Consider the following 23,733-nt stretch of genomic DNA (forward strand, 5'->3'; position numbering starts at 1 on the left):
GGGAGGCGCGGTAGCATTAGGAGCGTGACTCAGCCAAGCACCCCTCGTCCCGTCCTTGTTGTTGATTTCGGTGCCCAATATGCGCAGCTTATTGCGCGGCGCGTGCGCGAAGCGTCGGTATATTCCGAGATCGTGCCACATACGATGCCTGTCGAGCAGATGCTTGCCAAAGACCCAGCTGCCATCATCCTTTCTGGTGGCCCGTCGTCGGTCTATGAAGATGGCGCACCCACCATTGACCGGGCACTTTTTGATGCGGGGGTTCCTGTACTCGGTATTTGCTATGGCTTCCAAACGATGGCGGCAGCCCTTGGTGGCACTGTTGGCCGTACGGGCACACGTGAATACGGGCACACGGAAGCGGCTGTCGCCCAGGGCTCGTGCCTTTTTGATGGCACTCCTGCCCAGCAGGTCGTGTGGATGAGCCACGGGGACGCTGTCCAAGCCGCCCCAGAAGGTTTCACCGTGACTGCGTCAACCGACCAGACGCCTGTGGCGGCCTTTGAAGATGGCCAGCGGCGCCTTTACGGTTTGCAATGGCACCCTGAAGTGGGGCACTCGGCCTTCGGTCAGGATGCGTTGCGTAATTTCTTGTATCACGGTGCTGGCGTGGAACCAACGTGGACAGCGGGTTCTATCATTGATGAACAAGTTGCTGCCATCCGCGAGCAGGTTGGGGATGCGCAGGTGATTTGCGCACTGTCGGGTGGCGTGGACTCATCGGTTGCTGCGGCGCTGGTTCATAAGGCGGTGGGAGACCAACTCACTTGCTTCTTTATCGACCACGGCCTGCTGCGTGCAGGCGAACGGGAACAGGTTGAAGGCGACTACGCGCGCGGTATGGGCATTAAGGTTGTCACCTGCGATGAGTCAGCGCGCTTCCTTGACGCGCTCGCGGGCGTGACGGACCCCGAAACGAAACGGAAAATTATTGGCCGCGAATTTATTCGCTCCTTTGAGGCTGCTCAAAAGCGCTTGATTGAAGAAATCGGTGCTGACGGCGGGGAAGTGAAATTCCTGGTCCAAGGTACCCTGTATCCGGACGTTGTCGAAAGTGGCGGCGGCGAAGGTGCAGCCAATATTAAGAGCCACCATAATGTGGGCGGTCTGCCAGACGACATGACTTTTGAACTCGTTGAGCCACTGCGCACCCTATTTAAAGATGAGGTACGTGCGGTGGGCCGCGAATTAGGGTTGCCGGACTACCTGGTGGCACGCCAGCCGTTCCCTGGCCCTGGCTTGGGTATTCGCATTATTGGCGAGGTGACTCGTGAGCGCCTGGAGATTCTGCGTGCTGCTGATCGTATTGCGCGTGAAGAACTGACGGCAGCGGGGCTTGATGCCGAGATTTGGCAGTGTCCGGTTGTTTTGTTGGCGGATGTGCGTTCGGTGGGTGTCCAGGGCGATGGTCGTACCTACGGGCATCCCATTGTGTTGCGTCCGGTTTCTTCTGAGGACGCGATGACGGCTGATTGGACGCGACTGCCTTATGACGTGTTGGCGCGTATTTCAACGCGTATTACCAATAGTGTGCCCGAGGTGAATCGTGTGGTCCTTGACGTGACCAGCAAGCCACCAGCCACGATTGAGTGGGAGTAATGCCGAACGTCCCTTTTCGGCTTTCTATTTTCACTAGCGTGGGTGCCTAGTGTGTCTCAGGTGCCCCGCTGGAATGTGACCATGCGTGAGTGTTCTGTGTCACCTGATGTCTGCAATTCAGTGACCCAAAGCGACACCTGAACGTTACTGCATCGGCGTCTGGCGTATCCCGCAGGAGCCAAACCGTTGTAGTCGTTAGGTCTAGCCGGCGTGGCCGATAATGAAGCGCTCGTGTGCAGGTGGAACACCCGTCTCCAGGTGGAATACCCCTCTCGATTACCGCCATCGGCGGTATAATTTTGGCGGTAAAGAAAGGGTGCGCCATGGCATACGAACCGCCTTTCCAACGCAACGATGCGATAGATACACTGTGCATGGAGATTGCAGAGTTCATAGGCATGATCTCCCCACAGGCGCCGTTGCTCAAGAGTCCCACGCTGCATCGAGAGCTCAGGATCAAGACGATCCATTCCTCCCTCATGATCGAAGGTAATAAGCTTGACGAACGGACAGTAACTGCCATCCTTGACGGCAAACGTGTCCTGGGGGATAGGCGTGACGTTCTGGAGGTCGCAAATGCCAAGCGCGCCTACGACCTGATCTTCGAGTTGGACCCGTATTCTATCGATGCCCTGCTAAGCGCTCACCGCACCATGATGGAGGGGTTAATTCCCGACGCAGGACGTTTCCGCAACGGAAACGTCGGTGTATTCGATGGCGATTCCCTCGTTCACACGGGCACCCCAGCGACATACGTCCCCGAAGTGATGACTAATATCTTCACGTGGCTCAGAGAAACAGGCATGCACCCCCTTCTCGCATCCAGTGTCTTCCATTTCGAGTTCGAGTTTTGCCATCCTTTCTCCGACGGCAACGGGAGGGTGGGAAGGATGTGGCACACACTGCTCCTTTCTAGGTGGCGACCTATGCTCGCATGGCTGCCCATCGAAAGCGCAATCAGGAGGCGACAACAGGACTACTACAAGGCGTTCACTGAATCGGAGGCGACGGGGTCGCCTGAGTGCTTCGTCCAATTCATGCTGGAGGCGATCCGTGAGTCGATCCTGCCATTTGTCAGCCCCGCAAACGAGAAAAAGTTGCTTCAATCCAAGGCGCTTGACTTCTTTCGCGAGCATGGCGACTCCAACGTGTCGCAGCTTGCACAACACCTCGGATGCTCGAAGCGAAGTGCAGAACGCCTCGTTGCCGAACTGAAAGAAGAAGGCCGTCTCTTGCGACAAGGAAGCACCAGATCTGGCATCTGGGTGGTAGGCAAATAGGGTATTGAATGTGCCAATAGCACCCCCAGGAGTACAGTGAGAGGAGCTTACCGAGTACTCAAAGAAATGACAGATGCGCACCTTCTTTCACTCCGTCCCCATCCCCACTGCAGGTGTCGCCCTTGGATTTGCGGCCCTAGGTAACCTCCTCAAAAGCTACTCGATACCGGCCTGGGGGATTGCGGGCACCTGCGCCGCACTCTTCTTCACCCTCATCTGCTTGCGTCTGGTCACAAATGTCGCGTCAATCGGTCGTGACCTGACCAGCCCAATCCTTGCCGGTGTGTCAGCGACGTGGTGTATGGCCCTCATGCAGCTATCCACCTATATTGCACACTGGTCGCAACGGCTGGCTTTTGCGGCGTGGTGCGTGGCCGTTGCTGCCCACACACTCCTCATCGTCTGGTTCACCTTCTACCACGTGCGTCACCGGCGCCTCGGCGATGTCACAACCGCATACCTCATCTGCTACGTCGGCGTTGCAGTCGCGGCTGTCACCAGCCCCACCGTCCGAGCCGAGGTAGCAGGCTGGCTTAGCCTCGGTTTTGCAGCCCTCAGCGTAGTGCCGATCCTCGTCGCCTTGGCCGTGCGTCACCACCGTCTGCCTGTGCCCGAAGCGGTTCGCCCATTGACCTGTATTTTCGCCGCACCAATGAGCCTGATCCTTGCCGGTTACCTGGCGTTATCACCACAGCCTGCGCCGTGGCTCGTCCTCATCCTTATTGTGGTGGCCCAAGGGCTTTACCTTTTTGTCCTCACGCAACTGCCCGGGCTTCTTCGCTTGCCTTTTTACCCCAGTTATGCGGCAATGACATTCCCTTTCGTTATCAGCGCCACGGCGTTACGAGGTGCCGTTGCCGCGCTGCGGGATGCGGGCTATGTCATTGCCGAGGCCGTCGACGCACTCGTGTGGGCACAGGTCGTTATCGCGTGCCTGATGGTCAGCTACGTTGCGCTGCGCTACCTTCACGCTTTTGGACACAACATTGTCCGCACGCATATGCGCGTGCAGTAACCGCCTCGTGTCGGCATGGTCACCTACGGATGGCGTACCTGTACCGACCGTGTCCCCAACATCAGAGCTTTAAGGACCGCTTCAAATTCGGCAGCGTCTAAGTCACGTCCCTGAAGCATCGTGGCATAGCATTCTCCAGCCTCAATTGACACAAGGGATGATGTGCGGAACCCGTTGCGCACATAGAAATTATGGCGGCGCTCGCGTTGCGCGGCATTAGGGGCCGAGGCGTCGCGCGGTTCCAGTTGAAGCACCGTCACGCCTCCGGGACGTGGCTGCGCCACCAAGTGCAACAACTGCGCTCCCACACCACTTGATCGCATATCAGGTGCCACCGCAATGAATAGCAACAGCGTGACATCGCGGCGACGAAATGTGAATGTGAGACCAGCGAATGTGTCGCCAAGAAACCACGCCAAGAAGCGGCAGGAAGGACGAAATAGCTCACATAGGGCCAAGTACGTCAGTGGGATACGTTCCTCGGCGGGAAAGGAATCGACGTAGAGGTCCCGCACCAACGGCCATACGGGTGACCATGGAAGAACACGTTTGTGAACTAAGGGTGGTGCCACACCACTTCACTCCTTGAACACTTGAGGAATATCACGACTAGGTTACGACACCCCAGAAGACAGCGCATTCGCATGAACTAGGGACCTCTCAGGGCTTCCACAGGGGAAACCCCAATAGCCGAGCGCCACAAAGTCAGGCACAGTTAGTACAGACATCAACACTAACGGAAGCAGCATCATGCTTGAATTACGGGGTATCACCAAGGCCTACGTCACCGCCAGCCTCACGCAGGTTGCCCTCAACGACATTAACCTTGCCTTTCGGGACAATGAATTCGTCGCAATCCTCGGTCAATCAGGCTCCGGCAAGACCACGATGCTGAACGTGGTGGGTGGCCTTGACCAATTCGACTCTGGCGACTTACTGATCGACGGTATTTCCACAAAAAACTACCGCGCTCGAGACTGGGACACCTACCGTAATAACCGCATTGGTTTTGTCTTCCAAGCCTATAACCTCATACCCCACCAAAGCGTACTTGCCAACGTCGAATTGGCTCTCACGCTGTCGGGTGTGGGCCGTGCTGAACGTAAACGCCGTGCCATCCAAGCCCTCACCGAAGTAGGGTTAGCGGACCACATTCACAAAAAACCCAACCAATTGTCGGGCGGACAAATGCAGCGCGTGGCACTGGCCCGTGCCCTAGTGAACGACCCGGAAATCCTCCTTGCCGACGAACCGACGGGCGCCCTCGACTCGCAGACCTCCTTGCAGGTAATGGACCTGCTCAAAGCGGTGGCGCGTGACCGCCTCGTCATTATGGTCACCCACAACCCCGAACTTGCCCATACCTACGCCACACGCATCGTGGAACTTGCTGACGGCCAAGTCATCGCTGACACTGACCCGTATATCCCTGGCGTGGAAGACCTGCGGCAAGCAAAAGTAACACGTAAAACATCCATGTCGTTCCTCACGGCAATGTCACTGTCTTTCAACAACCTGCTCACCAAAAAAGGTCGCACAATTATGACCTCAACAGCAGGCTCCATTGGCATTATCGGCATTGCCGCCATCCTCGCATTAGCCAACGGTGTGAATGAATACATTGCCCAAACCGAAGAGGAAATGCTCTCCGCATACCCACTGACCATCAACCGAGCGGGTACGGATATGGCGGCCGCATTTAGCGCATTTTCGGCTGGCCCGGCAGAGTCGTCCTCTGACACAGGCAATGAGGCGCAAGAAAGCGAAACAACCAATATCACCACTGTTGCAAGCGCCGCCCGCTTGGAAGAAACTCTAGACAACGTCAGCGTCAACGACCTCAAATCGTTGCGTACCTTCTTTAAAACCGACGGGTCACGTATCGATAGCCACGTGGACGCCATCGAATACAGCTACGACGTGACGCCGCAACTGTACCTTCCAGACACCACCACAATTCGGCAAGTCAACCCCTCAACCCTTGGGGAAGGTATTGATCTGACGAATATTTTGGGACCTGTCGTCAATAGTTCCATTAGCGCCCCCACCTTCCACCAGCTACCCGAAACAAAGGCCCTATACGAAAACGAATACGACGTCCTCAAGGGCCACTGGCCAACTTCAGCCAATGAAGTCGTGCTAGTGCTTTCCGCTGATGGCACGATCGAAGAAAATGTCGAATGCAACATGGGGATACGTGACTGTTCGGAGCTGAAAAAACTCATCGACGAACGCACTGGGAAAAACGGCAGTACGTCCACTACTGCATCAACTGATGCAGCTACGCCGAGCGCAAGTCGGCAATACAGCCTCGACGAAATGCTCAACGTGACATTCCGCCTCGTACATGCTTCCGACCTGTACGTGCACGACGCTGAACGTGCCATTTGGGTTGACCGAAGCGATGACAACACCCGCATGAAGACCCTGATCGACAACGGTGAAACAATCTCTGTGGTGGGGGTCGTCAAAGCAAAACCAGAATCAAAGGAAGCAACCCTCAGTAGTGGCCTGTACTACACTGCCGACCTCACCACGCACTTGGTGGACTATGCCACCCAATCAGCCATCGTCAAAGCCCAACAGGCAGACCCCACACGCAACGTCTTCACGGGGAAAACCTTCGCCGAAGAGGAAAAAGAAGGCAGCGCTGGAAGCAGCAACTTCGATATGGAATCCCTCTTTTCCATTGACGAAGAAAAGATTTCTGCCGCATTCACCTTCGATTCCAACGCCTTGAGCACAGCAATGAGTGCCATGGACTTTGGCAGTTTCGACACCTCCGCATTGGCAGCAGCACCCACATCCATGCCGAGTATTGATTTTTCTACCCTGCCGATGCCGACCATGGACACCTCTGCCTTTACGGCCATTGACCTGGGCGCTATCGACACCACTGCGCTCGCTGATCAATTCCCGCAACTGGCCTCCATTGACTGGGTCAACGTACTGAACAGCGCCGTTGGTGACGGTGTCCTTGGGCAAAACGCCCCCGAGACACTAGCAAACCTGGGACAAGAACTGTTCACCGGCTTCCTTGCCTACCAGAATGACAATGCAGGAAATGGCAAGACCGTGCAAGAACTTGCGCAGGAGTATTTCGCGCAGGAGAGTGTCGTCACGCGGATCAGTGACGTTCTGGGTAACAGTCAGATCATCGACACTGAAAAACTGGGCACGAACCTCGTGGCAGCCCTCGGTGAAGACCCAGCGGTTCAGGGTATGGTTACCGCCGTCCAAGAACAGGTCACCACCGCCCTCACTCAACAGATGGGCACCCAAATCTCAGCCATGATCGAGCAGATGATGGGGGCGCAGATGGCCGCTGTGATGGAGCAATCCATCACCACAATGATGACGGGCCTTCAAACACAGATCGCCTCACAAATTGAAGCGTCAATGGCACAGATGAGCACGGTGATGACGTCGGCCTTCAAAGTTGATGAAAGCAAATTCGCTGAAGCATTCCAAAGCAAGATGAACCCTGAGGAACTTTCGTCACTAATGACGTCCATGATGCGACCGCGCGCAGCTAGCTACAGCACCAACCTTGAACGCCTAGGGTACGCCGATCTGACCGACCCTTCGCAAATCAATATTTACCCTCAGTCCTTTGCCGATAAGGACGCAGTGAAAAGCATCTTGGATGAGTACAACGAGCAGGCACGCACTGCTGGTCACGACGACAAGGTCATTACCTACACCGATATGGTGGGGCTACTCATGAGTTCCATCACCAATATCATCGCCATGATCTCAGCCATGCTTATTGCGTTCGTCGCCATCTCTTTGGTGGTGTCCTCCATTATGATCGGCATCATCACCTATATTTCAGTTCTGGAACGGAAGAAAGAAATTGGGATCCTGCGTTCCATTGGCGCTTCCAAAGGCGACATCCGGTCGGTATTTAACGCTGAAACGGTCCTTGTTGGCCTGCTCGCCGGAGCTATCGGTGTTGGTATCACGTACCTGCTGACCATCCCCGCCAATGCGATAGTGGAAAATCTTTACGATGTGTCGGGCATCGCCCAACTGCCTGCTCTTGCCGCAGCCATCTTGGTAGCAATCTCTGTTGGCTTGACGCTGCTTGCTGGCCTGCTGCCTGCTGGTAAAGCAGCGAAAGCAGATCCGGTCGAAGCATTGCGTTCAGAGTAACCAAGAGGACTATCCTGAACACTATGGATGCTGACATATTTTCCGCTCTCGCCGCTTCACGCCGTTCCGTCCGCGATTTTCGTCCGGACCCTGTTGCCCCTGAGGTTCTCGAGGCGATCCTCAACGATGCGCGCACTGCAGCAAGCTGGTCGAATACCCGACCGTATATGCTGGCCATAGCAACAGGGGAGCAAGCAGAACGCATCAAAGCGGCCTACGTCGCCGAATTCGACGCCTCACTGAAAGCACAGCATAAAGACCCTGTCGCGATGGCAAAAATGGTGGCCAAAAGGCAACTGCCAGATGGTGACTTCCCTGTCACCGCGAAGTATCCCGAGGATCTACGTCCCGCGAGCGTCGAAGTAGGTGTTGGCCTGTATTCGCATTTGGGGATTCAACGAGGCGACACACAGGCCCGTGACGACCAGAACCGGCGCAACTTCGTTGCTTTCGGTGCGCCCGTCGTCGGTTTTGTCTTTATTCACAAAGATTTCCAACCATTTTCGGCGCACGACGCTGGGATCATGCTGGCCACCCTCATGCTGTCAGCTAAAGCTCGTGGCCTGGATACCTGCGGTCTTGGGAGCCTTGCCATTTGGCGTCGTCCCGTTGATGCCGAGTGGGATATCCCCAAACACTATGGGTTGATGACAGGCTTCGCGCTTGGTTACGCATCGGACGACCACGTCAACCGTTTCGAGGCGACGCGCCCACCACTGCGGATGGTATCGCCGAAAGCGCAGGGCAACTGACGGTGTGCGCAAAAAAGAGCCGAGTGTGGCCCGAGCCGTCACAGTCATTGGCGGCACCTGTGATGGATAACCATACGCACCTTCCTGTGCATGATGGGCAAATCCCCAACGCCAGCGGTATTCGACTGTCTGTTGCCGAGCAATTGCGGCGTGCTGAAGACGTTGGCGTCACACACATGGTGACAAGCGCGTGCGAAATCCCTGAATTCGACCCGAGTTTAGCCTTGGCGCGCCAATACCCGATGGTTAAAGTGGCGCTGGCGCTGCATCCGAACGAGGCGGCCCTCCACGCTGGACACGCTGAGCCATCCCCTGACGGCTTAGCTCCGCGTCGACGTGAGCATCACATTCCGCTGGACGAGGCCATAGCTGAGGTTGAGGCACGTCTGGGTGATCCGGCGGTGGTTGCTGTGGGGGAGAGCGGTTTGGACTATTTCCGCACCGCTGAAGAAGGGCGGGTCGCCCAAACCCAGTCTTTTATTGCCCACATTGAATTGGCTCGGCGCTCAGGCTTGCCGTTGCAAATCCATGATCGGGATGCCCATGGCGACACGATTGACATTTTGCGTGCCCATGCTGACAAAGACCAGACCATTGTCTTCCATTGTTATTCTGGGGATGCGCTGATGGCCGAGGTGCTCGCTGAACATGGGTGGTATGCCTCCTTTGCTGGTCCGTTGACTTACCCTGCGAATAATGATCTGCGTCAGGCGCTGATGCGCCTTCCGCGTGAATTGGTACTTGTCGAGACAGACGCGCCCTATCTCACACCTGTGCCTCATCGTGGTCACCCCAATGCCTCCTACGTGATGGCTCATACAGTCCGTGCGATCACCGAACTTTGGGGCCTTCACGAGGAAGAATGCTGTGTAACCCTGATGGATAATGCGCAGCGTGTTTATGGTGTGTGGTAGCGATATCAGGTGGCTTTGTGGTGACGAAAAGGCCCATGACAAGCGGCTTCCTCCGCGTGACGCTGGGCACTTTCTCTCGCCGCCTCGGTGTGAACCCAGTATCGTGGAAGGCGACAGAGCACCGTAGTATCAGCTGATACCGCAACACCCAGCGTGCCGGAGGACACGAGTGCTTCCTACAAGGTCTGGAGTTATATGAACCTGCGACGCCCCACGCGACGTACTGTCCTCACCGCCTCAGCAGCATCCGCTGCAGCCATTATCGCTATCGCCTCAGCAGGTGCGATAGCTGCCCATCGTGAAGTAGTCGTCGAAGTAGATGGCGTCAGCGTCCCAGTCACCGGGTTCTTTTCCGATGTCCAAGGCGCACTCTCAACCGCAGGTATTAATCTTGGTCAGCACGACCAAGTGGCACCAGCTCTGGCTGAAACAGTCAGTGACGGTGACACCGTTGTTGTACGTTCAGCAAGCGAATACTCCATGACCATTGATGGTGAGAATGTCTCCGCATGGTCTACCGCAACCAATATCTCCGACGTGATCGGTGATGTCCTGGCTGACGGGGCGACGGTTGCCATGCCTGCTGACCGTTCCACAGAACGTGCACAGCTTCCACTTCAGGCAACAAGCGAAGGTATCGTGGTCAACGCTGACGGACAAAGTGTTATCGTCAACGTTGAACCTACCGCAACCACTGACGAAATACTTGCAGCAGCAGGTGTCACCGCCTCGCCTATCGACCAGGTTTCCTTCACCCGTGAAGGCCAAACACTGACGGTAAATGTCACCCGTGTCATGCGCGGCACTGTCGTTGAAACAGAAGAACTGGCGTTCACCACTGAAGAACGTCAAGACGACACCCTCACCGTGGGCACGACGAAGGTCCTCCAAGAAGGGGCCAACGGCAGTGTGAATCGCACCTACTACCGTCAAAGCGTCAATGGTGTCAATACAGTGGACGTCTTGGTCTCGGAAGAACGAACCGAGCCCGTGAACAAGATCGTGGCCGTCGGTACGAAAGCGGCAACCACGACATCGTCCACATCTACGACAACCTCAAGCACGACCGTAGCGTCAGGTGACGTATGGGCCGCGTTGGCACGCTGCGAATCAGGTGGCAATCCAACGACGAATACCGGTAACGGCTACTACGGCATGTATCAATTCTCCTTGCCCACGTGGCGTTCCGTGGGCGGTACAGGCCTGCCTTCAGAGGCAAGTGCTGAGGAACAAACGATGCGCGCTCAGATCCTGCAGGCACGTTCCGGTTGGGGGCAGTGGCCCGCCTGCGCAGCTAAACTCGGCCTGCTCTGAGTTTGCCATTGCGCTAGTGCAATGACGGCGACTGTGTCGTCCCTAGCGTCATAGATACAGTGGTGAAAGGCTGTACGGATTTCGTGCCTCGACAACGTGCAGCCTTTCATTCACCTTTCACGTTTATAACGAAACGATTACAATCGCTATGTCCGCGCAACGCGTGGAGCCAGAAATGGCAGGACTACAGGAGTTATATGCCCGTGCTTGAGACGATACTCGATCGCTACCAGCCCACCCGCCGATGGGTGCTGGCCTGCTCAGCTGCCGCCTCGCTTCTCATCGTCGGCACCGCAGCAGCAGATGTGATCGCCTCCAAGTCCGAAGTTACCCTGGAAATTGACGGTGTTGCAATGCCAGTAACGACCTGGCAAGATACGGCAGGTGGCGTCCTTGATGCTGCTGGTATCACAGTAGGCGCCCATGACCTTGTCCTGCCAGCCCTTAACGAAACCGTTGGCGACGGTGATGTCGTCGTTGTCCGCACAGCGCACCCCTACACCCTCACTATTGACGGGCAGGCGCAAACCGTGTGGAGCACCGCCGCCAATGCTGAGGCAATCCTTACTGATGCGGGCAGCTTCGGTAACTCAATCCACCTAGCCGCCGATCGTTCAGCTAGCCGTGGAACTCCCATTCCACTGGTTGCCACCACGAAATCCATTAACGTCTCCGTTGCCAACACCGATCAACTTATTACCGCTGAACCTGGCATTGATGCACGTACAGCCCTAGAAAACGCGGGCATTACTGTGTCCCCCATTGATCGCGTGACCGTGAGCTATGACAGTGCCGGCCTGCACATCAATGTTGACCAAGTACAACGAGGTGCTGCCGTACGCACCGAAGAAACCCCATTCTCTGTCACTGAAACCCCCAGTACTGATCTATTCCAAGGCGAACGCGTAGTCCAAACAGCAGGTGTCGTGGGCATCACCGAAAAAGACGTATGGCACGAAACAGTCAACGGGCAAGATACACACCTGGTAGAAACCGGCACCCGTAGCACCACCGAAGCGGTCAACGAAGTAGTGCTGGTCGGCACCAAGGAAGTGACCCCTGAAGCGCTCATCGCGGCAGGCATCGACCCGAAGGCCACATTGGAAGAAGGTACCGAGGCTAACGGTAATGCGTCAATCCGTTACCGTGCACGCCTGGGGACCCTGTCGACATCGGCAGAAATTGCCGCCATTGTGGGCGATAGCGATTCCTCTGAGGCGGCAGCTGCCGCCATGTCTGCGGGTGTGCCACTGGTGTACTCCGGTGAAGACCCCAAGGCAATCGCCCAGACGATGGTAGCGGCCCGCGGCTGGGATGACTCGCAATTCCAATGCCTCGTCGTGCTGTGGCAGCGTGAAAGCGGATGGAATCCCTACGCTGAAAACCGATCCTCAGGCGCCTACGGTATTCCGCAATCACTGCCAGGGTCGAAGATGGCCTCGGCAGGTGCTGACTGGCGCACAAACCCCGCTACCCAAATTACCTGGGGTCTGGGATATATTGCGGGTCGTTACGGTACGCCTTGCGGCGCACTTGCTCACTCGAATTCTGTGGGATGGTACTGATCCTGCGCAGCACACGTGCAGGTGCGGCGACCCCCATCGTGTCCACTAGACTTTATCTGTGACCCCAGTACCACCAGCCAGCCCCAAGCCGCATAAGAATCGGCGCCTCGACGCCACCCTGCCTCCAGGTGCACAGCCATCCGACAGCGGGCTTTTGGGGCCAATTGAAATCAAAGCCATCGCTGATGCCTTGGGGATACGACCCACCAAAGTCTTAGGACAAAACTTTGTTCACGATGCTGGAACGGTGCGTCGGATCGTCCGCGCGGCGGAAGTCGTGGCAACCGATGATGTCATTGAGGTTGGCCCAGGATTAGGGTCCCTGACCCTGGCTCTCTTAGAAACAGGTGCGCATGTGCGTGCCGTTGAGATCGACCCACCACTTGCGCTCGCGCTGCCCGAAACCGTGCGCGCCCGTATGCCCGAGGCGGTTTCGCGTTTTTCTGTGGTCCTTCGCGATGCCATGACCGTGCGCAGCGTCAATGACCTGATCCCTGACCAGCTACAGGCCGAACAGGATGGGAGCGAGGCAAAGGCTACGATTGCCCCCAATAAACTCGTGGCAAATCTTCCCTATAACGTTGCTGTCCCCGTTCTGCTGTCGATGCTGGAACACCTCCCCACGCTGACTGACGTCCTCGTGATGGTCCAAGCAGAAGTTGCAGACCGCCTCGCCGCGCAACCAGGAAGCCGAACCTACGGTGTCCCATCGGTGAAAGCAGCCTGGTATGGGCAGGCTGAACGTGCTGGAACCATTGGCCGCAGCGTCTTTTGGCCCGTCCCCAATGTTGACTCCGCCCTTGTCCGGCTGCGCAGAAATCACGAGCCGCGAGGTGACGAAGCCCTACGCCTCGCAACATTCGAAGTGTGCGATGTTGCTTTTGGGCAGCGACGCAAAACCCTGCGCGCAGCAATGCGGACCTGGGCAGGTAGTACCGAGGCGGCCAACCTTCTGCTGGAAAAAGCTGATGTCGACCCGTCGGTTCGTGGCGAGACACTGGGAATTGAACAATTTGTCCGCATCGGTCGTGCACTTCTTGATCTACGTGCTGAGGGCGTCATTGCTCCTGCAGTGACACAGGGATCGCGAGGCCATGCTCATGCGTGAAGTCACCGCATCAGCCCCAGGGAAAGTCAATCTCACCTTGCACGTAGGGGCGCCGACCGATGACGGCTACCACCCGCTGGTGACCGTCTTTGAGGCAGTCAATATTCGTGAAACCGTGACTGTGCGCACGAAACGCCAGCCAGGGATCAGTGTCGAAACAACCGCTTACCTCCCTGACGGCACATGTGATCAGCGCACAACTGCGGCACTGGCGACACTGCCACCCAATGAACACCTCGCTGTGCGCGCTGCGAAAATCCTCCAACGCCTCGCCATGGCAACCCCGTGGGCACAGACTGCAGCAGGACTGACCATCACCGTCGACAAACGCGTACCTATGGCGGGCGGCATGGCCGGCGGGTCTGCAGATGCCGCCGCCGCACTGCTTGCCTGTAACGAGCTATGGGACCTGGGCTTGGACGGCGAGGAACTCCAAGTGATCGGGCGCACCCTCGGTGCTGATGTGCCCGCCTGCCTCGTCGGTGGTATCGCTCTGGGTACCGGACGCGGTGACCATCTGCAGGTCCTGACTCAAGCCCACGAAACCACAGACCCCTGCCATCACTGGGTATTCGCAATGGCTCACCAGGGACTGTCAACCCCAGAAGTATTTCGCGCCCTCGACGCCGCAGGTGGCCCCGGAGGAGCTTGGTCGCGCCTCGAAAAGCCGTCTGAACAGGTCATTGGAGCTCTCACGGGCAGCGCCGAAGCGCTTGCTCCCCACCTCCACAACGACCTGCAGACGACCGCTATCGCGATGCGTCCAGAATTGGCAGCAACCGTGGAAGCGGCCCGCAACGCGGGGGCGATCGGTGTTGTCCTGTCGGGCTCAGGTCCCACCGTAGCCGCCTTATGCACCACCTCAGATGACGCAAGGGCTGTGGCGATGCGCCTGACTCAGGCTCCGCAGGTGAGCGCCGTTGCACTTACCTCGGGTCCAGCAGTGGGCGCACGGATCGAAAGTGCGCAGTATTAAAATGGCTCATCTTCTTGGCACACAAGACCTTTTTGCGCTCGCAGGGTCACGACACCTTCTTGCCGATGTCAACGTCAGCGTTGAGGATTCCTCACGTATCGGCATCCTCGGCCCAAATGGCGCGGGAAAATCAACCCTTCTGCGCCTGATTGCCGGTCGTGTCGCACCCGATGGCGGTCGTCTGGTCACCCGTGAGGGACTGCAGATAACGATGCTGGACCAGCACGATACCCTGAGCGGTAGTGACACCGTGATTGAGGCAATCCACCCTGGTCTTGAGCACTACCAGTGGGCAACAAATCCGACGATTAGGGATATCCATACGGGCCTCCTCGGTGGCCTCGACCTTTCGGCGCGTATCGACACTCTGTCTGGTGGACAGAAACGGCGCGTCGCGCTGGCAAAAGTCCTTGCATGCGAGGCTGACGTTGTGTGTCTTGACGAACCCACGAACCATTTAGACGTTGAAGGCGTCGCCTGGCTTGCAGCCCACCTTAATGCGCGTTTTGCCCGCCCAGGTGCCGTCGGCGCATTACTTGCCGTCACACACGACCGCTGGTTCCTTGACGCCGTATGTGAACATATTTGGGAGGTTGTTCCTGGGATCGACCCGGGTGGGTCACGTCCACAAATCCCCGGACACGTAGAGATCTATGATGGCTCATACGCCGCCTACACCCTCGCCCGCGCGGAACGGGCCCGCCAAGCAGACGTAGCAGCTCAAAAACGCGCGAATCTGCTGACAAAAGAGTTAGCGTGGCTGCGACGCGGCGCACCCGCCCGCACATCGAAACCAAAATTTCATATCGCCGCCGCTGAGGCGCTCATTGCCGACGTGCCGCCGCCACGCGATACGGTTGAATTAGTGCGCATGGCCAGTGCTCGCTTAGGTAAAGATGTGGTGGACCTTGAGTCGGTGACTGTTTCCTTTACCGACGAGGTCGGCAGGGAACGCACACTTTTGAATGACATCACCTGGCGCCTTGCCCCTGGGGAACGGGTTGGTATTGTGGGCGTCAACGGTGCGGGAAAAACAACCCTCCTCAATCTTGTGCGTGGCAATATGATGCCCAACACTGGTCGCGTGAAACGCGGAAAAACGGTGCGTATTGCCACGTTGTCGCAGGAAACGCACGAACTTGATGCCCTTGCCGATATGCGCGTTGTCGAGGCGGTGGCGGTCGTTGCGCAGGTCGTGACGGTTGGCGGGAAGGAAGTAACCGCCTCGCAAATGACCGAGCGTATGGGCTTTACCCGTGAACGCGCGTGGAGTCGTGTTGGCGAAATATCTGGTGGTGAGCGGCGTCGCCTTCAATTGATGCGGCTAATGATGTCGGAACCGAATGTGTTGCTCCTTGACGAGCCGACCAACGATCTTGACACTGATACGTTGGCGGCGATGGAGGATCTGCTTGACGCATTCCCAGGTACCCTGGTCGTGGTCAGTCACGATCGCTATCTCCTTGAACGAGTGACTGATCATCAAGTGGCGTTGCTGGGTGATGGCGCATTACGGGCATTGCCCGGTGGCGTTGAGCAATACCTTGCTTTGCGTGCCGAGGCCTCACGCAGCGTTGACCTTGCTCCTTCTGAAAGCGGTGTGGACGATGGTGACAGCATGCTCGGCAAGTTCGGTAAAACACCATCAGATTCTGCACAGCGGCGAGCAGCCAAGAAGGAAGCCGACAGGCTTGAACGGCGTCTAGAGAAGCTACGAGGCGAATACAGTAGCGTCGAGGAACGCATGGCCGTTGTTTCGCGTGCGGTTGCGACTCAGGCGGGTCTTTTGGATGAATTAACTGCGCTTTCTGCTCGCCACGACGCATTACGTGAGGACATTGAGGAATGTGAAATCGCATGGTTGGAAGCCGCGGAACTACTTGAATGAAATATTGGACGTTGATTTAGCGTAAATTGCCTATTTTGATCACACTGAATTAGGGCAAGTGGTTAATCTGGAACTCCCACAATCGCCCGTGCTGGAAAATCCATCTTGACCTGCATTTATTTAGGTGCTGTGGCTGTGTGGTGTGTCGATAGTGTTCACTGGTAAATGAGGGTAAGTCACCAGGGCTTACGTAATTAAAAAATACCGCTGGAGGGAACAGAAATGGCGACCACGCTTCCCCTGATTGTCGACTGCTCTGTCGATAGCTGCTCATACAACAAGACCAAGCACTGCGGTGCAGCAGCCGTCACCATCGGCTACGCACAGACCTGCACAACCTTCATTCCTTTGTCCATCAAAGGTGGTATGGAAGACGCCTCCACCTTTGTTGGTGCCTGCCAAATGGCTGACTGCACCCACAACTCGGGATTGGAGTGCACTGCTGAAGCTATTCGTGTCGGTGCACATACCGCCGACTGCCTCTCATACGAAGCACGTTAAATGGTGCGACATGCAGGACTGTGTCAGCAGTTCCGCACAGCAGAGGGGTTCCGACGACAGTCGGAACCCCTCTGCTGCTTTCACACTTGCCAACGGATTTGAAGGGGTACGTGTCCATTTGCGCGGGTGAAGATAATGACCTTAGTGCCCCTGCCTGTGTGATGTGTGGAGGTGTATCTATGACGGGGTGTTTTCTATGAAGCGGGCGCTTCAAAGGGAAGCAGTAGTGGCCGCAACAGCATCCCAAGTTGCTCCAAGTCACTAGGAGGAAGTGCCGACAGAATATGTCGTTCGCAGGAAAGGAGCGTTTCCAATGCGCCATCTACACGTTCTCGCCCACGGTCGGTCAGGGTAACGGTGACCGTGCGACGATCCTCCGCGCTGCGGGAACGGTCGACAAGCCCTTGTGCCTCAAGGCGGTCAATCCGATTCGTCATCGTTCCTGAGGACACTAAAAGCTCAGCCATGAGCGCGCCTGGTGTGAGTGCATAAGGGCTGCCGGCACGTCGAAGTGCCGACAAGACATCAAATTCCCAGGGTTCAAGGCCATGGTCCGCGAAGGCTGCGCGTCGCTCTAAGTCAAGATGGCGGGCCAGGCGTGACACGCGCGAGAGCACCAGCATGGGAGAGGTGTCCATATCGGGGCGTTCGCGGGCCCACGAGTCAACGATACGATCGACTTCATCTGGTGTGTCGTTATGAGGCGCAGGCGTCATGTCTTCAAGATAGTCGATGTCAAGATGTGATGCCTATTAAGTAAACGGTTGCAAAACGGTTACGAAGGCCACAGATCCCCTCAGTTGCATCTACGATTGAATGCTATGGCGGAACACTCTTCCGCCGACTGACCACCCACGACAGTGATCCCAGGAGGCCGACACCGTGAAGAAATCCATCCAGCTTGCAGCCGCAGCTGCATCCGCTGCACTGATTCTCGCAGCCTGTGGCGCCGCACCGGAAGCGACAACAACCGACACTTCCACCGCGACTAACACCACCGAAACCACCACCTCGACCATCAAAGCTTGCATGGTTTCCGATGAAGGCGGCTTCGAAGACAAATCCTTCAACGAATCCGGCAAGATGGGCATGGAACAAGCCAAAGCCGAACTTGGCATTGAAGTTGCCTACTCTGAATCATCCTCTGGCGAAGACTACGGCCCCAATATTGCCGCACAAATCCAACAGGGCTGCAATATCATCATCGGCGTTGGCTTCCTCATGGCAGACGCCATGAACGAAGCTGCAGTAGCAAACCCGAACGTGAAATTCGCTCTTGTTGACTCCGGTTTTGCTGATTCCCCAGAAAACTCCAAGGCACTGGTATTCAATACTGCCGAAGCCAGCTTCCTCGCAGGCTACGCTGCCGCAGGTATGACCTCCACTGGTAAGGTCGGCACCTTCCTTGGCATGAATATTCCCTCGACTGCCATCTTCGCTGACGGTTTCCAAGACGGCATTAAGAAGTACAACGAGGTCAAGGGCACCAATGTTGAACTTCTGGGCTGGGACAAGGAAAAGCAGGACGGCATGGCCGTTGGTAACTTCTCCGACACCCCCAAGGGCAAGCAATTCTCTACCCAGCTCATCGAACAGGGTGCCGATATCATCCTCCCCGTTGCAGGCCCCGTTGGTGAAGGCGCACTTGCTGCCGCACAAGAAACCGGCAAAGCCAGTGTCATCTGGGTTGACGCAGATGGTTACGAAACTAAGCCCGATTTCGGTTCCCTCATCATGACCTCCGTCATGAAGGAAATTGACAACGCTGTATTCGACACCATCAAGTCCCTCGTTGAAGACTCATGGAGCTCCGACCCATACGTCGGCACCGTTGCTAACGGCGGCGTCTCTTTGGCTCCCTTCCATGATTTCGAAGACAAGGTCCCAGCCGAACTCAAGGCAGAGATCGAGCAGCTCTCCAAGGAAATCGCTGACGGAACCCTCGTTGTGGAATCCATTCACAACCCCTCCAACAGCTGATTTGGTTGTTCAATAAGTGACAGGCGCAGGACACTATGTCCTGCGCCTGCAACTTTGCCTGCAACTTCGGTAGGATAAACGCCAACCCAATAGACGTGTACGCAGTAAATGTCGCTTCTGTGGCAATGACGCCCCTGCATGTCGTCGTGAGACAGTAATGAGGAACCGCTTGTGAAGCTTGAATTGCGTGGCATCACCAAGGTTTTTGGCCCCTTAGTTGCCAACGACCACATTGACCTCGTCGTTGAACCAGGGAAAATACACGCGCTCCTGGGCGAAAACGGCGCTGGAAAATCGACCCTAATGAACGTCCTTTACGGCCTGTACCAAGCCGATGCCGGAGAAATCCTCATCGACGACGTCCCACAGCATTTTTCCGGTCCAGGCGATGCTGTTGCTGCAGGTATTGGCATGGTTCACCAGCACTTTATGCTGGTCCCTGTCTTTACTGTCACAGAATCAGTGGCGCTGGGTTACGAACCCACTAAAGGCGGACTCCTTGATGTGGCCAAAGCACGCCAAAAAGTCATTGAATTATCCACTCGTTTTGGTTTCGACATCGACCCTGATGCGCTGATCGAAGATCTTTCTGTGGGCGCTCAGCAGCGCGTCGAAATTATCAAAGCGCTGTCTCGCGACGCGAAGGTCCTCATCTTGGATGAGCCCACAGCTGTGCTCACCCCACAAGAAACCGATGAATTAATCGCCATCATGAAGGAACTGCGTGCCGCAGGCACCTCCATCGTCCTTATCACCCACAAACTCCGTGAAGTCCGTGCCGTTGCGGATCACATTACCGTCATTCGCCGAGGCAAGGTGGTCGGCGAAGCCACCCCCACCTCGTCAGAAAATGAACTGGCCAGTCTGATGGTTGGCCGCCCAGTCGACCTGGGTGTTGACAAAGACGCCGCCACCGTGGGCGATGTTGCCCTGGCCTACAAAGGCGTATCGCTTCTCGACGAAAGTGGCACCACCGCACTGGACCACATTGACCTGGAAGTGCGTCGCGGCGAAATCGTCTGCATCGCGGGCGTCCAAGGAAACGGGCAAACCGAACTCTGCGAAGTCACCCTCGGCTCACGCCACCCCAATGCAGGCCACGTAGAAATCGACGGTAACGACGTCACCGAATTGAGTATCCGCCAACGCCTTGGCGTGGGCCTCGGGTATGTGCCTGAAGACCGCAGCGAAGACGGAATGATTGCCAAATTCTCTATCGCCGAGAATATGATCCTCGACCAGTACGACCTGCCGCCCTACTCCAAAGGCCCGTCACTTAACCTGAAGGTCATCGACTCAAACGCAGAGACACTACGTGAAGAATTCGATGTCCGCGTCACCTCGGTTCACGACCCTATCTCTACACTGTCAGGTGGCAACCAACAAAAGGCCATCCTCGCCCGCGAATTGTCGCGCCCACTGCGTGTCCTGCTCCTTGCACAGCCAACCCGTGGTCTGGATGTTGGATCCATCGAATTCGTCCACGCACGTATTGTTGCCGAACGCGACAAAGGCACCGCTGTCCTCGTCGTTTCGACCGAACTTGACGAGGTCGTTGCCCTAGCAGACCGCATCGCCGTGATGTATCGCGGCAAAATCGTTGGCATCGTCGACGCTGACACACCAACCGACGTCCTTGGCCTCATGATGGCGGGCGTCCCAGAAACTGAAGCACGCGCACAAGCGTCCACGAAGGAGGCCTAGTGAGTACCGATACTCAAGCGACCACCAGCGCGCACCACTCAAATGATGCGTCCTCACAACAAGGTGGCCCAACCTGGGTGACAACCTTCCTCAAACGCTTCTTTAATCCGTCAACAACGACCATTGCGGGCGCCATCATTTTGGCACTCATCCTGGGCGCCTTTATCGTCGCGATCTTCGACGCCAAAGTCCAAGAAACCGCAGGATACTTTTTTGCTCGACCCAGTGACTTCCTCACCGCATTTTCCAATGCCTTCGGAGGTTTCTTCACTTCGCTGATCCAAGGCTCAATCTTTGACTGGACACAGCCCACCTTCAGTGGCGCAATCCGACCACTGACTGAAACCCTCACCCGTTCGGTCCCGCTGATCATCGCCGGCCTAGCCATCGCAGTGTCTTTCACCGCAGGCATGTTCAATATCGGCGTGCAAGGGCAGCTGATGATGGGGGCTGTTCTGGGCGGATTCATTGGGTTCTACTGGGAGTTGCCCGCTGGCCTTCACATGATTGCCGCGATCTGTGGCGCAGTCATCGGCGGTGCACTCTGGGGCCTTATCCCCGGCATTCTTCGAGCCAAACTCCACGCCAACGAAGTAATCGTCACGATCATGCTGAACTCGGTGGCAGTCTTCCTTGTGCAATTCCTCCTCACACGTAAACTCTTCTATGGCGAAGGCGGAATCCCCTCAAAGTCGCAAAAGATCCTGTCCAGCGCGTGGTATCCACAGATCCTCGGATCAAGCTTCCGTCTGCACCTGGGATTCATCGTGGCACTGCTTGCTGCAGTATTTGTGTGGTGGCTGCTAAAACGCTCCACCTTCGGTTTTGAATTACGCGCTGCAGGTGCCAACCCCTCTGCAGCTCGTACCGCAGGTATTAACGTGCCGCGTGTACTTATGCTCACCCTGGTGTTGTCAGGTGCCCTTGCAGGCCTGGCGGGTACTTCGCCGATACTTGGTACAGAAAAAGTCATCACCGGTTCTGTGGCGGGCTCCTATGGCTTTGACGCAATCACCGTTGCGCTGTTGGGCAAATCAACCCCACTAGGTGTGGTCCTGGCAGGTATCCTCTTTGGTGGCCTCAGCGCTGGTGGTGCTGTTATGCAGGCGTCGTCGGCACAAATCCCGGTAGATATCGTCCAAATTACTCAGGCAATCATTGTGCTTCTAATTGCCGCTTCCGAGGCCATCCGACTGCGGCGAGAAAAGAAAGCTGCCGATGCAGCCTCGTCCGCAAAGATCGCAGCCCCAGCCAAAGAAGCATCTGAAGGAGGCCGCGCATGAGCACCGCCGCTATCGCATCGAAATCCGCGACATCCGAGGCCATCAGTGCCCCCGTGCAATGGCGTGACCCCATTGTCACCACCTTTATGACGGCACTGACCTTCATTATGGCCTTCACATCGACGGGTGCCTCACAAATATCATTGTCAGGAGCGACTTCCTGGTTTGACCTGGGTCGCTACTCGATACCGGCCTTTGCCACTGGCATGGTGCTGGCAGTAATCGCCTTGGCAAGCACCGTACTGGTTTACCGTGCGGCGCTAGCACGTCAAGAAGGCAACGGTTGGCTTGTCGGCATCGTTGGCGTTGCCTTCGTTGTCACCTTCCTTCTGTGGACTGTTGCCGGTAAAGACTCATCGGTCCTCCCTGTCGTGTCTTTACTCAGTGGTGGCCTGATGTTTGCCACGCCACTGGTTTTTGGTGCACTTTCGGGTGTCATTTGTGAACGCAGTGGCATCATTAATATCGCCATTGAAGGCCAAATGCTGCTGGGTGCTTTCCTTGGTGCCGTTGTTGCATCAGCAGCGGGCACACCCCTTGCAGCCTTGATTGCTTCCCCACTGGCAGGTGTCCTTGTCGCAGCACTACTGGCACTGTTTACCATCAAGTTCCGCGCCGACCATATCGTCGTTGGTGTCGTATTGAATATGCTGGTCCTGGGGCTGACATCCTTCCTGTTCTCCACTCAGCTGAAGAATGCGCCAGGCCTGAATAAGGCGCTGCCACTGTCAAGTATCGGTATCCCCATCCTGAAAGATATTCCGGTTATTGGCCCGGTCCTGTTCAACCAGACCATCCTTGTGTACCTGATGTTTGTGGCCGTTATTGGCCTCCAAGTGATGCTATTCCGCTCTCGATGGGGTCTACGCACCCGCGCCTGCGGTGAGCATCCTAAGGCAGCCGATACCGTTGGCATTAAGGTCAATGCGATGCGTTGGAAGAATGTGTTGATCGCTGGTGCCTTCGCAGGTCTGGGTGGCGCATTCTTCACCGTCGGTGAAGGCCTTGCGTTCTCCAAAGATATGGCCGCTGGTAACGGCTTTATTGCGCTGGCAGCAATGATCCTTGGACGATGGAACCCGAAGGGCGCATTGGCTGCGGCTCTTCTCTTTGGTTTCGCCACTAACTTGGGTGCTGTCATGCAGGCGGTAGGCTCACCTGTACCGGCAGAATTCCTCCTGATGACACCATATGTCGTCACCATTTTGGCGGTGGCAGGCTTCGTTGGTGCGGTACGCGCACCAGCCGCTGAAGGGGTGCCGTACCCGTGAGTTTTCCTGCCATTGACGAGGCGACCTGGACGCGTCTGCACCATCTGGCCTGCGAGGCCGCCGAGATGGCTTACGCCCCTTATTCGCGGTTCCGGGTGGGGGCGGCGGCTCTGGTTGACGATGGGCGCTACGTCTCAGGGTGTAATGTTGAAAATGCTGGCTACGGTGTGACGCTATGCGCTGAATGTGGGCTGGTATCGGACCTGATCCGCAATGGGGGAGGGCGCCTCGTTGCTTTTGCCTGCGTTGACGAACAAGGCAACGCCTGTTCGCCCTGTGGGAGATGCCGTCAACTGCTGTATGAACACGCTGCACCAGGGATGCTTTTAGCAATGCCCGCAGGGCGTATGACGATTGACCAGGTCCTGCCAGGCGGATTCGGTCCACGTGATCTGGCAACGGCAGATCCTATTGAGGAATAAAACGAT

19 protein-coding genes are annotated in these 23,733 nt (G+C 56.5%); 17 read left to right on the forward strand and 2 right to left on the reverse strand.

Annotated elements, in window-relative coordinates:
* The first annotated feature begins 24 nt into the window (after nucleotides 1–24).
* The 3 genes from guaA (at nucleotide 25) to G438_RS10800 (ending at nucleotide 3,894) form a co-directional block, all read left to right on the forward strand.
* Nucleotides 25–1,599 (forward strand): glutamine-hydrolyzing GMP synthase, encoded by a 1,575-nt coding sequence (gene guaA / locus G438_RS0104385; protein WP_034285183.1) that lies wholly within the window; start codon nucleotides 25–27, stop codon nucleotides 1,597–1,599.
* A gap of 323 nt (nucleotides 1,600–1,922) precedes the next feature.
* Complete coding sequence (locus G438_RS0104390; protein ID WP_026460302.1) at nucleotides 1,923–2,879, forward strand: Fic family protein; 957 nt, start codon at nucleotides 1,923–1,925, stop codon at nucleotides 2,877–2,879.
* Between the two features lie 73 nt (nucleotides 2,880–2,952).
* Nucleotides 2,953–3,894, forward strand: coding sequence for a TDT family transporter (locus G438_RS10800; protein ID WP_051259292.1), 942 nt, complete (start codon nucleotides 2,953–2,955; stop codon nucleotides 3,892–3,894).
* 23 nt (nucleotides 3,895–3,917) lie between these two features.
* Here G438_RS10800 and G438_RS10805 read toward each other — a convergent pair whose 3' ends face one another.
* Complete coding sequence (locus tag G438_RS10805) at nucleotides 3,918–4,466, reverse strand: GNAT family N-acetyltransferase (protein WP_051259293.1); 549 nt, start codon at nucleotides 4,464–4,466, stop codon at nucleotides 3,918–3,920.
* A gap of 178 nt (nucleotides 4,467–4,644) precedes the next feature.
* Here G438_RS10805 and G438_RS0104405 point away from each other — a divergent pair, with 178 nt between their 5' ends.
* The 9 genes from G438_RS0104405 (at nucleotide 4,645) to G438_RS0104445 (ending at nucleotide 17,067) form a co-directional block, all read left to right on the forward strand.
* On the forward strand, nucleotides 4,645–8,049 hold the full coding sequence (locus tag G438_RS0104405; protein WP_026460303.1) for an ABC transporter ATP-binding protein/permease: 3,405 nt from the start codon (nucleotides 4,645–4,647) through the stop codon (nucleotides 8,047–8,049).
* Nucleotides 8,050–8,072: 23 nt separating this feature from the next.
* Nucleotides 8,073–8,801, forward strand: coding sequence for a nitroreductase (locus G438_RS0104410; protein WP_026460387.1), 729 nt, complete (start codon nucleotides 8,073–8,075; stop codon nucleotides 8,799–8,801).
* A gap of 2 nt (nucleotides 8,802–8,803) precedes the next feature.
* A complete protein-coding gene (locus tag G438_RS0104415) occupies nucleotides 8,804–9,715 on the forward strand; it encodes a TatD family hydrolase (RefSeq protein WP_034285187.1) in 912 nt (303 codons plus the stop codon).
* 195 nt (nucleotides 9,716–9,910) lie between these two features.
* Nucleotides 9,911–11,029 (forward strand): resuscitation-promoting factor, encoded by a 1,119-nt coding sequence (locus tag G438_RS0104420; RefSeq protein WP_026460305.1) that lies wholly within the window; start codon nucleotides 9,911–9,913, stop codon nucleotides 11,027–11,029.
* 197 nt (nucleotides 11,030–11,226) lie between these two features.
* A complete protein-coding gene (locus G438_RS0104425; RefSeq protein WP_051259294.1) occupies nucleotides 11,227–12,594 on the forward strand; it encodes an aggregation-promoting factor C-terminal-like domain-containing protein in 1,368 nt (455 codons plus the stop codon).
* 58 nt (nucleotides 12,595–12,652) lie between these two features.
* Nucleotides 12,653–13,702: a 16S rRNA (adenine(1518)-N(6)/adenine(1519)-N(6))-dimethyltransferase RsmA gene (rsmA, locus tag G438_RS10810; protein WP_051259295.1), complete on the forward strand. Its 1,050-nt coding sequence runs from the start codon at nucleotides 12,653–12,655 to the stop codon at nucleotides 13,700–13,702.
* A complete protein-coding gene (locus G438_RS0104435) occupies nucleotides 13,695–14,678 on the forward strand; it encodes a 4-(cytidine 5'-diphospho)-2-C-methyl-D-erythritol kinase (RefSeq protein WP_026460307.1) in 984 nt (327 codons plus the stop codon). Before rsmA ends, G438_RS0104435 begins: the two co-directional genes overlap by 8 nt.
* Before the next feature lies 1 nt (nucleotide 14,679).
* A complete protein-coding gene (locus G438_RS0104440) occupies nucleotides 14,680–16,566 on the forward strand; it encodes an ABC-F family ATP-binding cassette domain-containing protein (RefSeq protein WP_026460308.1) in 1,887 nt (628 codons plus the stop codon).
* A 222-nt stretch (nucleotides 16,567–16,788) separates the two neighbouring features.
* Nucleotides 16,789–17,067, forward strand: coding sequence for a DUF1540 domain-containing protein (locus G438_RS0104445; protein ID WP_026460309.1), 279 nt, complete (start codon nucleotides 16,789–16,791; stop codon nucleotides 17,065–17,067).
* Between the two features lie 194 nt (nucleotides 17,068–17,261).
* On the opposite strand, the gene G438_RS0104450 is transcribed toward G438_RS0104445, so the two are convergent.
* Nucleotides 17,262–17,783 carry a MarR family winged helix-turn-helix transcriptional regulator gene (locus tag G438_RS0104450; RefSeq protein WP_026460310.1) on the reverse strand — a complete coding sequence of 174 codons (522 nt, stop codon included), beginning with the start codon at nucleotides 17,781–17,783 and terminating at the stop codon, nucleotides 17,262–17,264.
* A gap of 166 nt (nucleotides 17,784–17,949) precedes the next feature.
* Here G438_RS0104450 and G438_RS0104455 point away from each other — a divergent pair, with 166 nt between their 5' ends.
* The 5 genes from G438_RS0104455 (at nucleotide 17,950) to G438_RS0104475 (ending at nucleotide 23,727) form a co-directional block, all read left to right on the forward strand.
* Nucleotides 17,950–19,047 (forward strand): BMP family lipoprotein, encoded by a 1,098-nt coding sequence (locus G438_RS0104455; RefSeq protein WP_026460311.1) that lies wholly within the window; start codon nucleotides 17,950–17,952, stop codon nucleotides 19,045–19,047.
* A gap of 171 nt (nucleotides 19,048–19,218) precedes the next feature.
* Nucleotides 19,219–20,751: an ABC transporter ATP-binding protein gene (locus G438_RS0104460; protein ID WP_026460312.1), complete on the forward strand. Its 1,533-nt coding sequence runs from the start codon at nucleotides 19,219–19,221 to the stop codon at nucleotides 20,749–20,751.
* Nucleotides 20,751–22,034, forward strand: coding sequence for an ABC transporter permease (locus G438_RS10815; RefSeq protein WP_084403087.1), 1,284 nt, complete (start codon nucleotides 20,751–20,753; stop codon nucleotides 22,032–22,034). The genes G438_RS0104460 and G438_RS10815 overlap by 1 nt, the downstream gene beginning before the upstream one ends.
* The gene (locus G438_RS0104470; protein WP_051259296.1) at nucleotides 22,031–23,305 is read left to right on the forward strand and encodes an ABC transporter permease; all 1,275 of its coding nucleotides are present in this window, start codon (nucleotides 22,031–22,033) and stop codon (nucleotides 23,303–23,305) included. Before G438_RS10815 ends, G438_RS0104470 begins: the two co-directional genes overlap by 4 nt.
* Nucleotides 23,302–23,727, forward strand: a complete 426-nt coding sequence (locus G438_RS0104475; protein WP_026460314.1) for a cytidine deaminase — start codon at nucleotides 23,302–23,304, stop codon at nucleotides 23,725–23,727. Before G438_RS0104470 ends, G438_RS0104475 begins: the two co-directional genes overlap by 4 nt.
* The last annotated feature ends 6 nt before the right edge of the window (nucleotides 23,728–23,733 follow it).

Origin of the sequence: Schaalia suimastitidis DSM 15538, assembly GCF_000429105.1 — a bacterium.
GTDB lineage: Bacteria > Actinomycetota > Actinomycetes > Actinomycetales > Actinomycetaceae > Pauljensenia > Pauljensenia suimastitidis.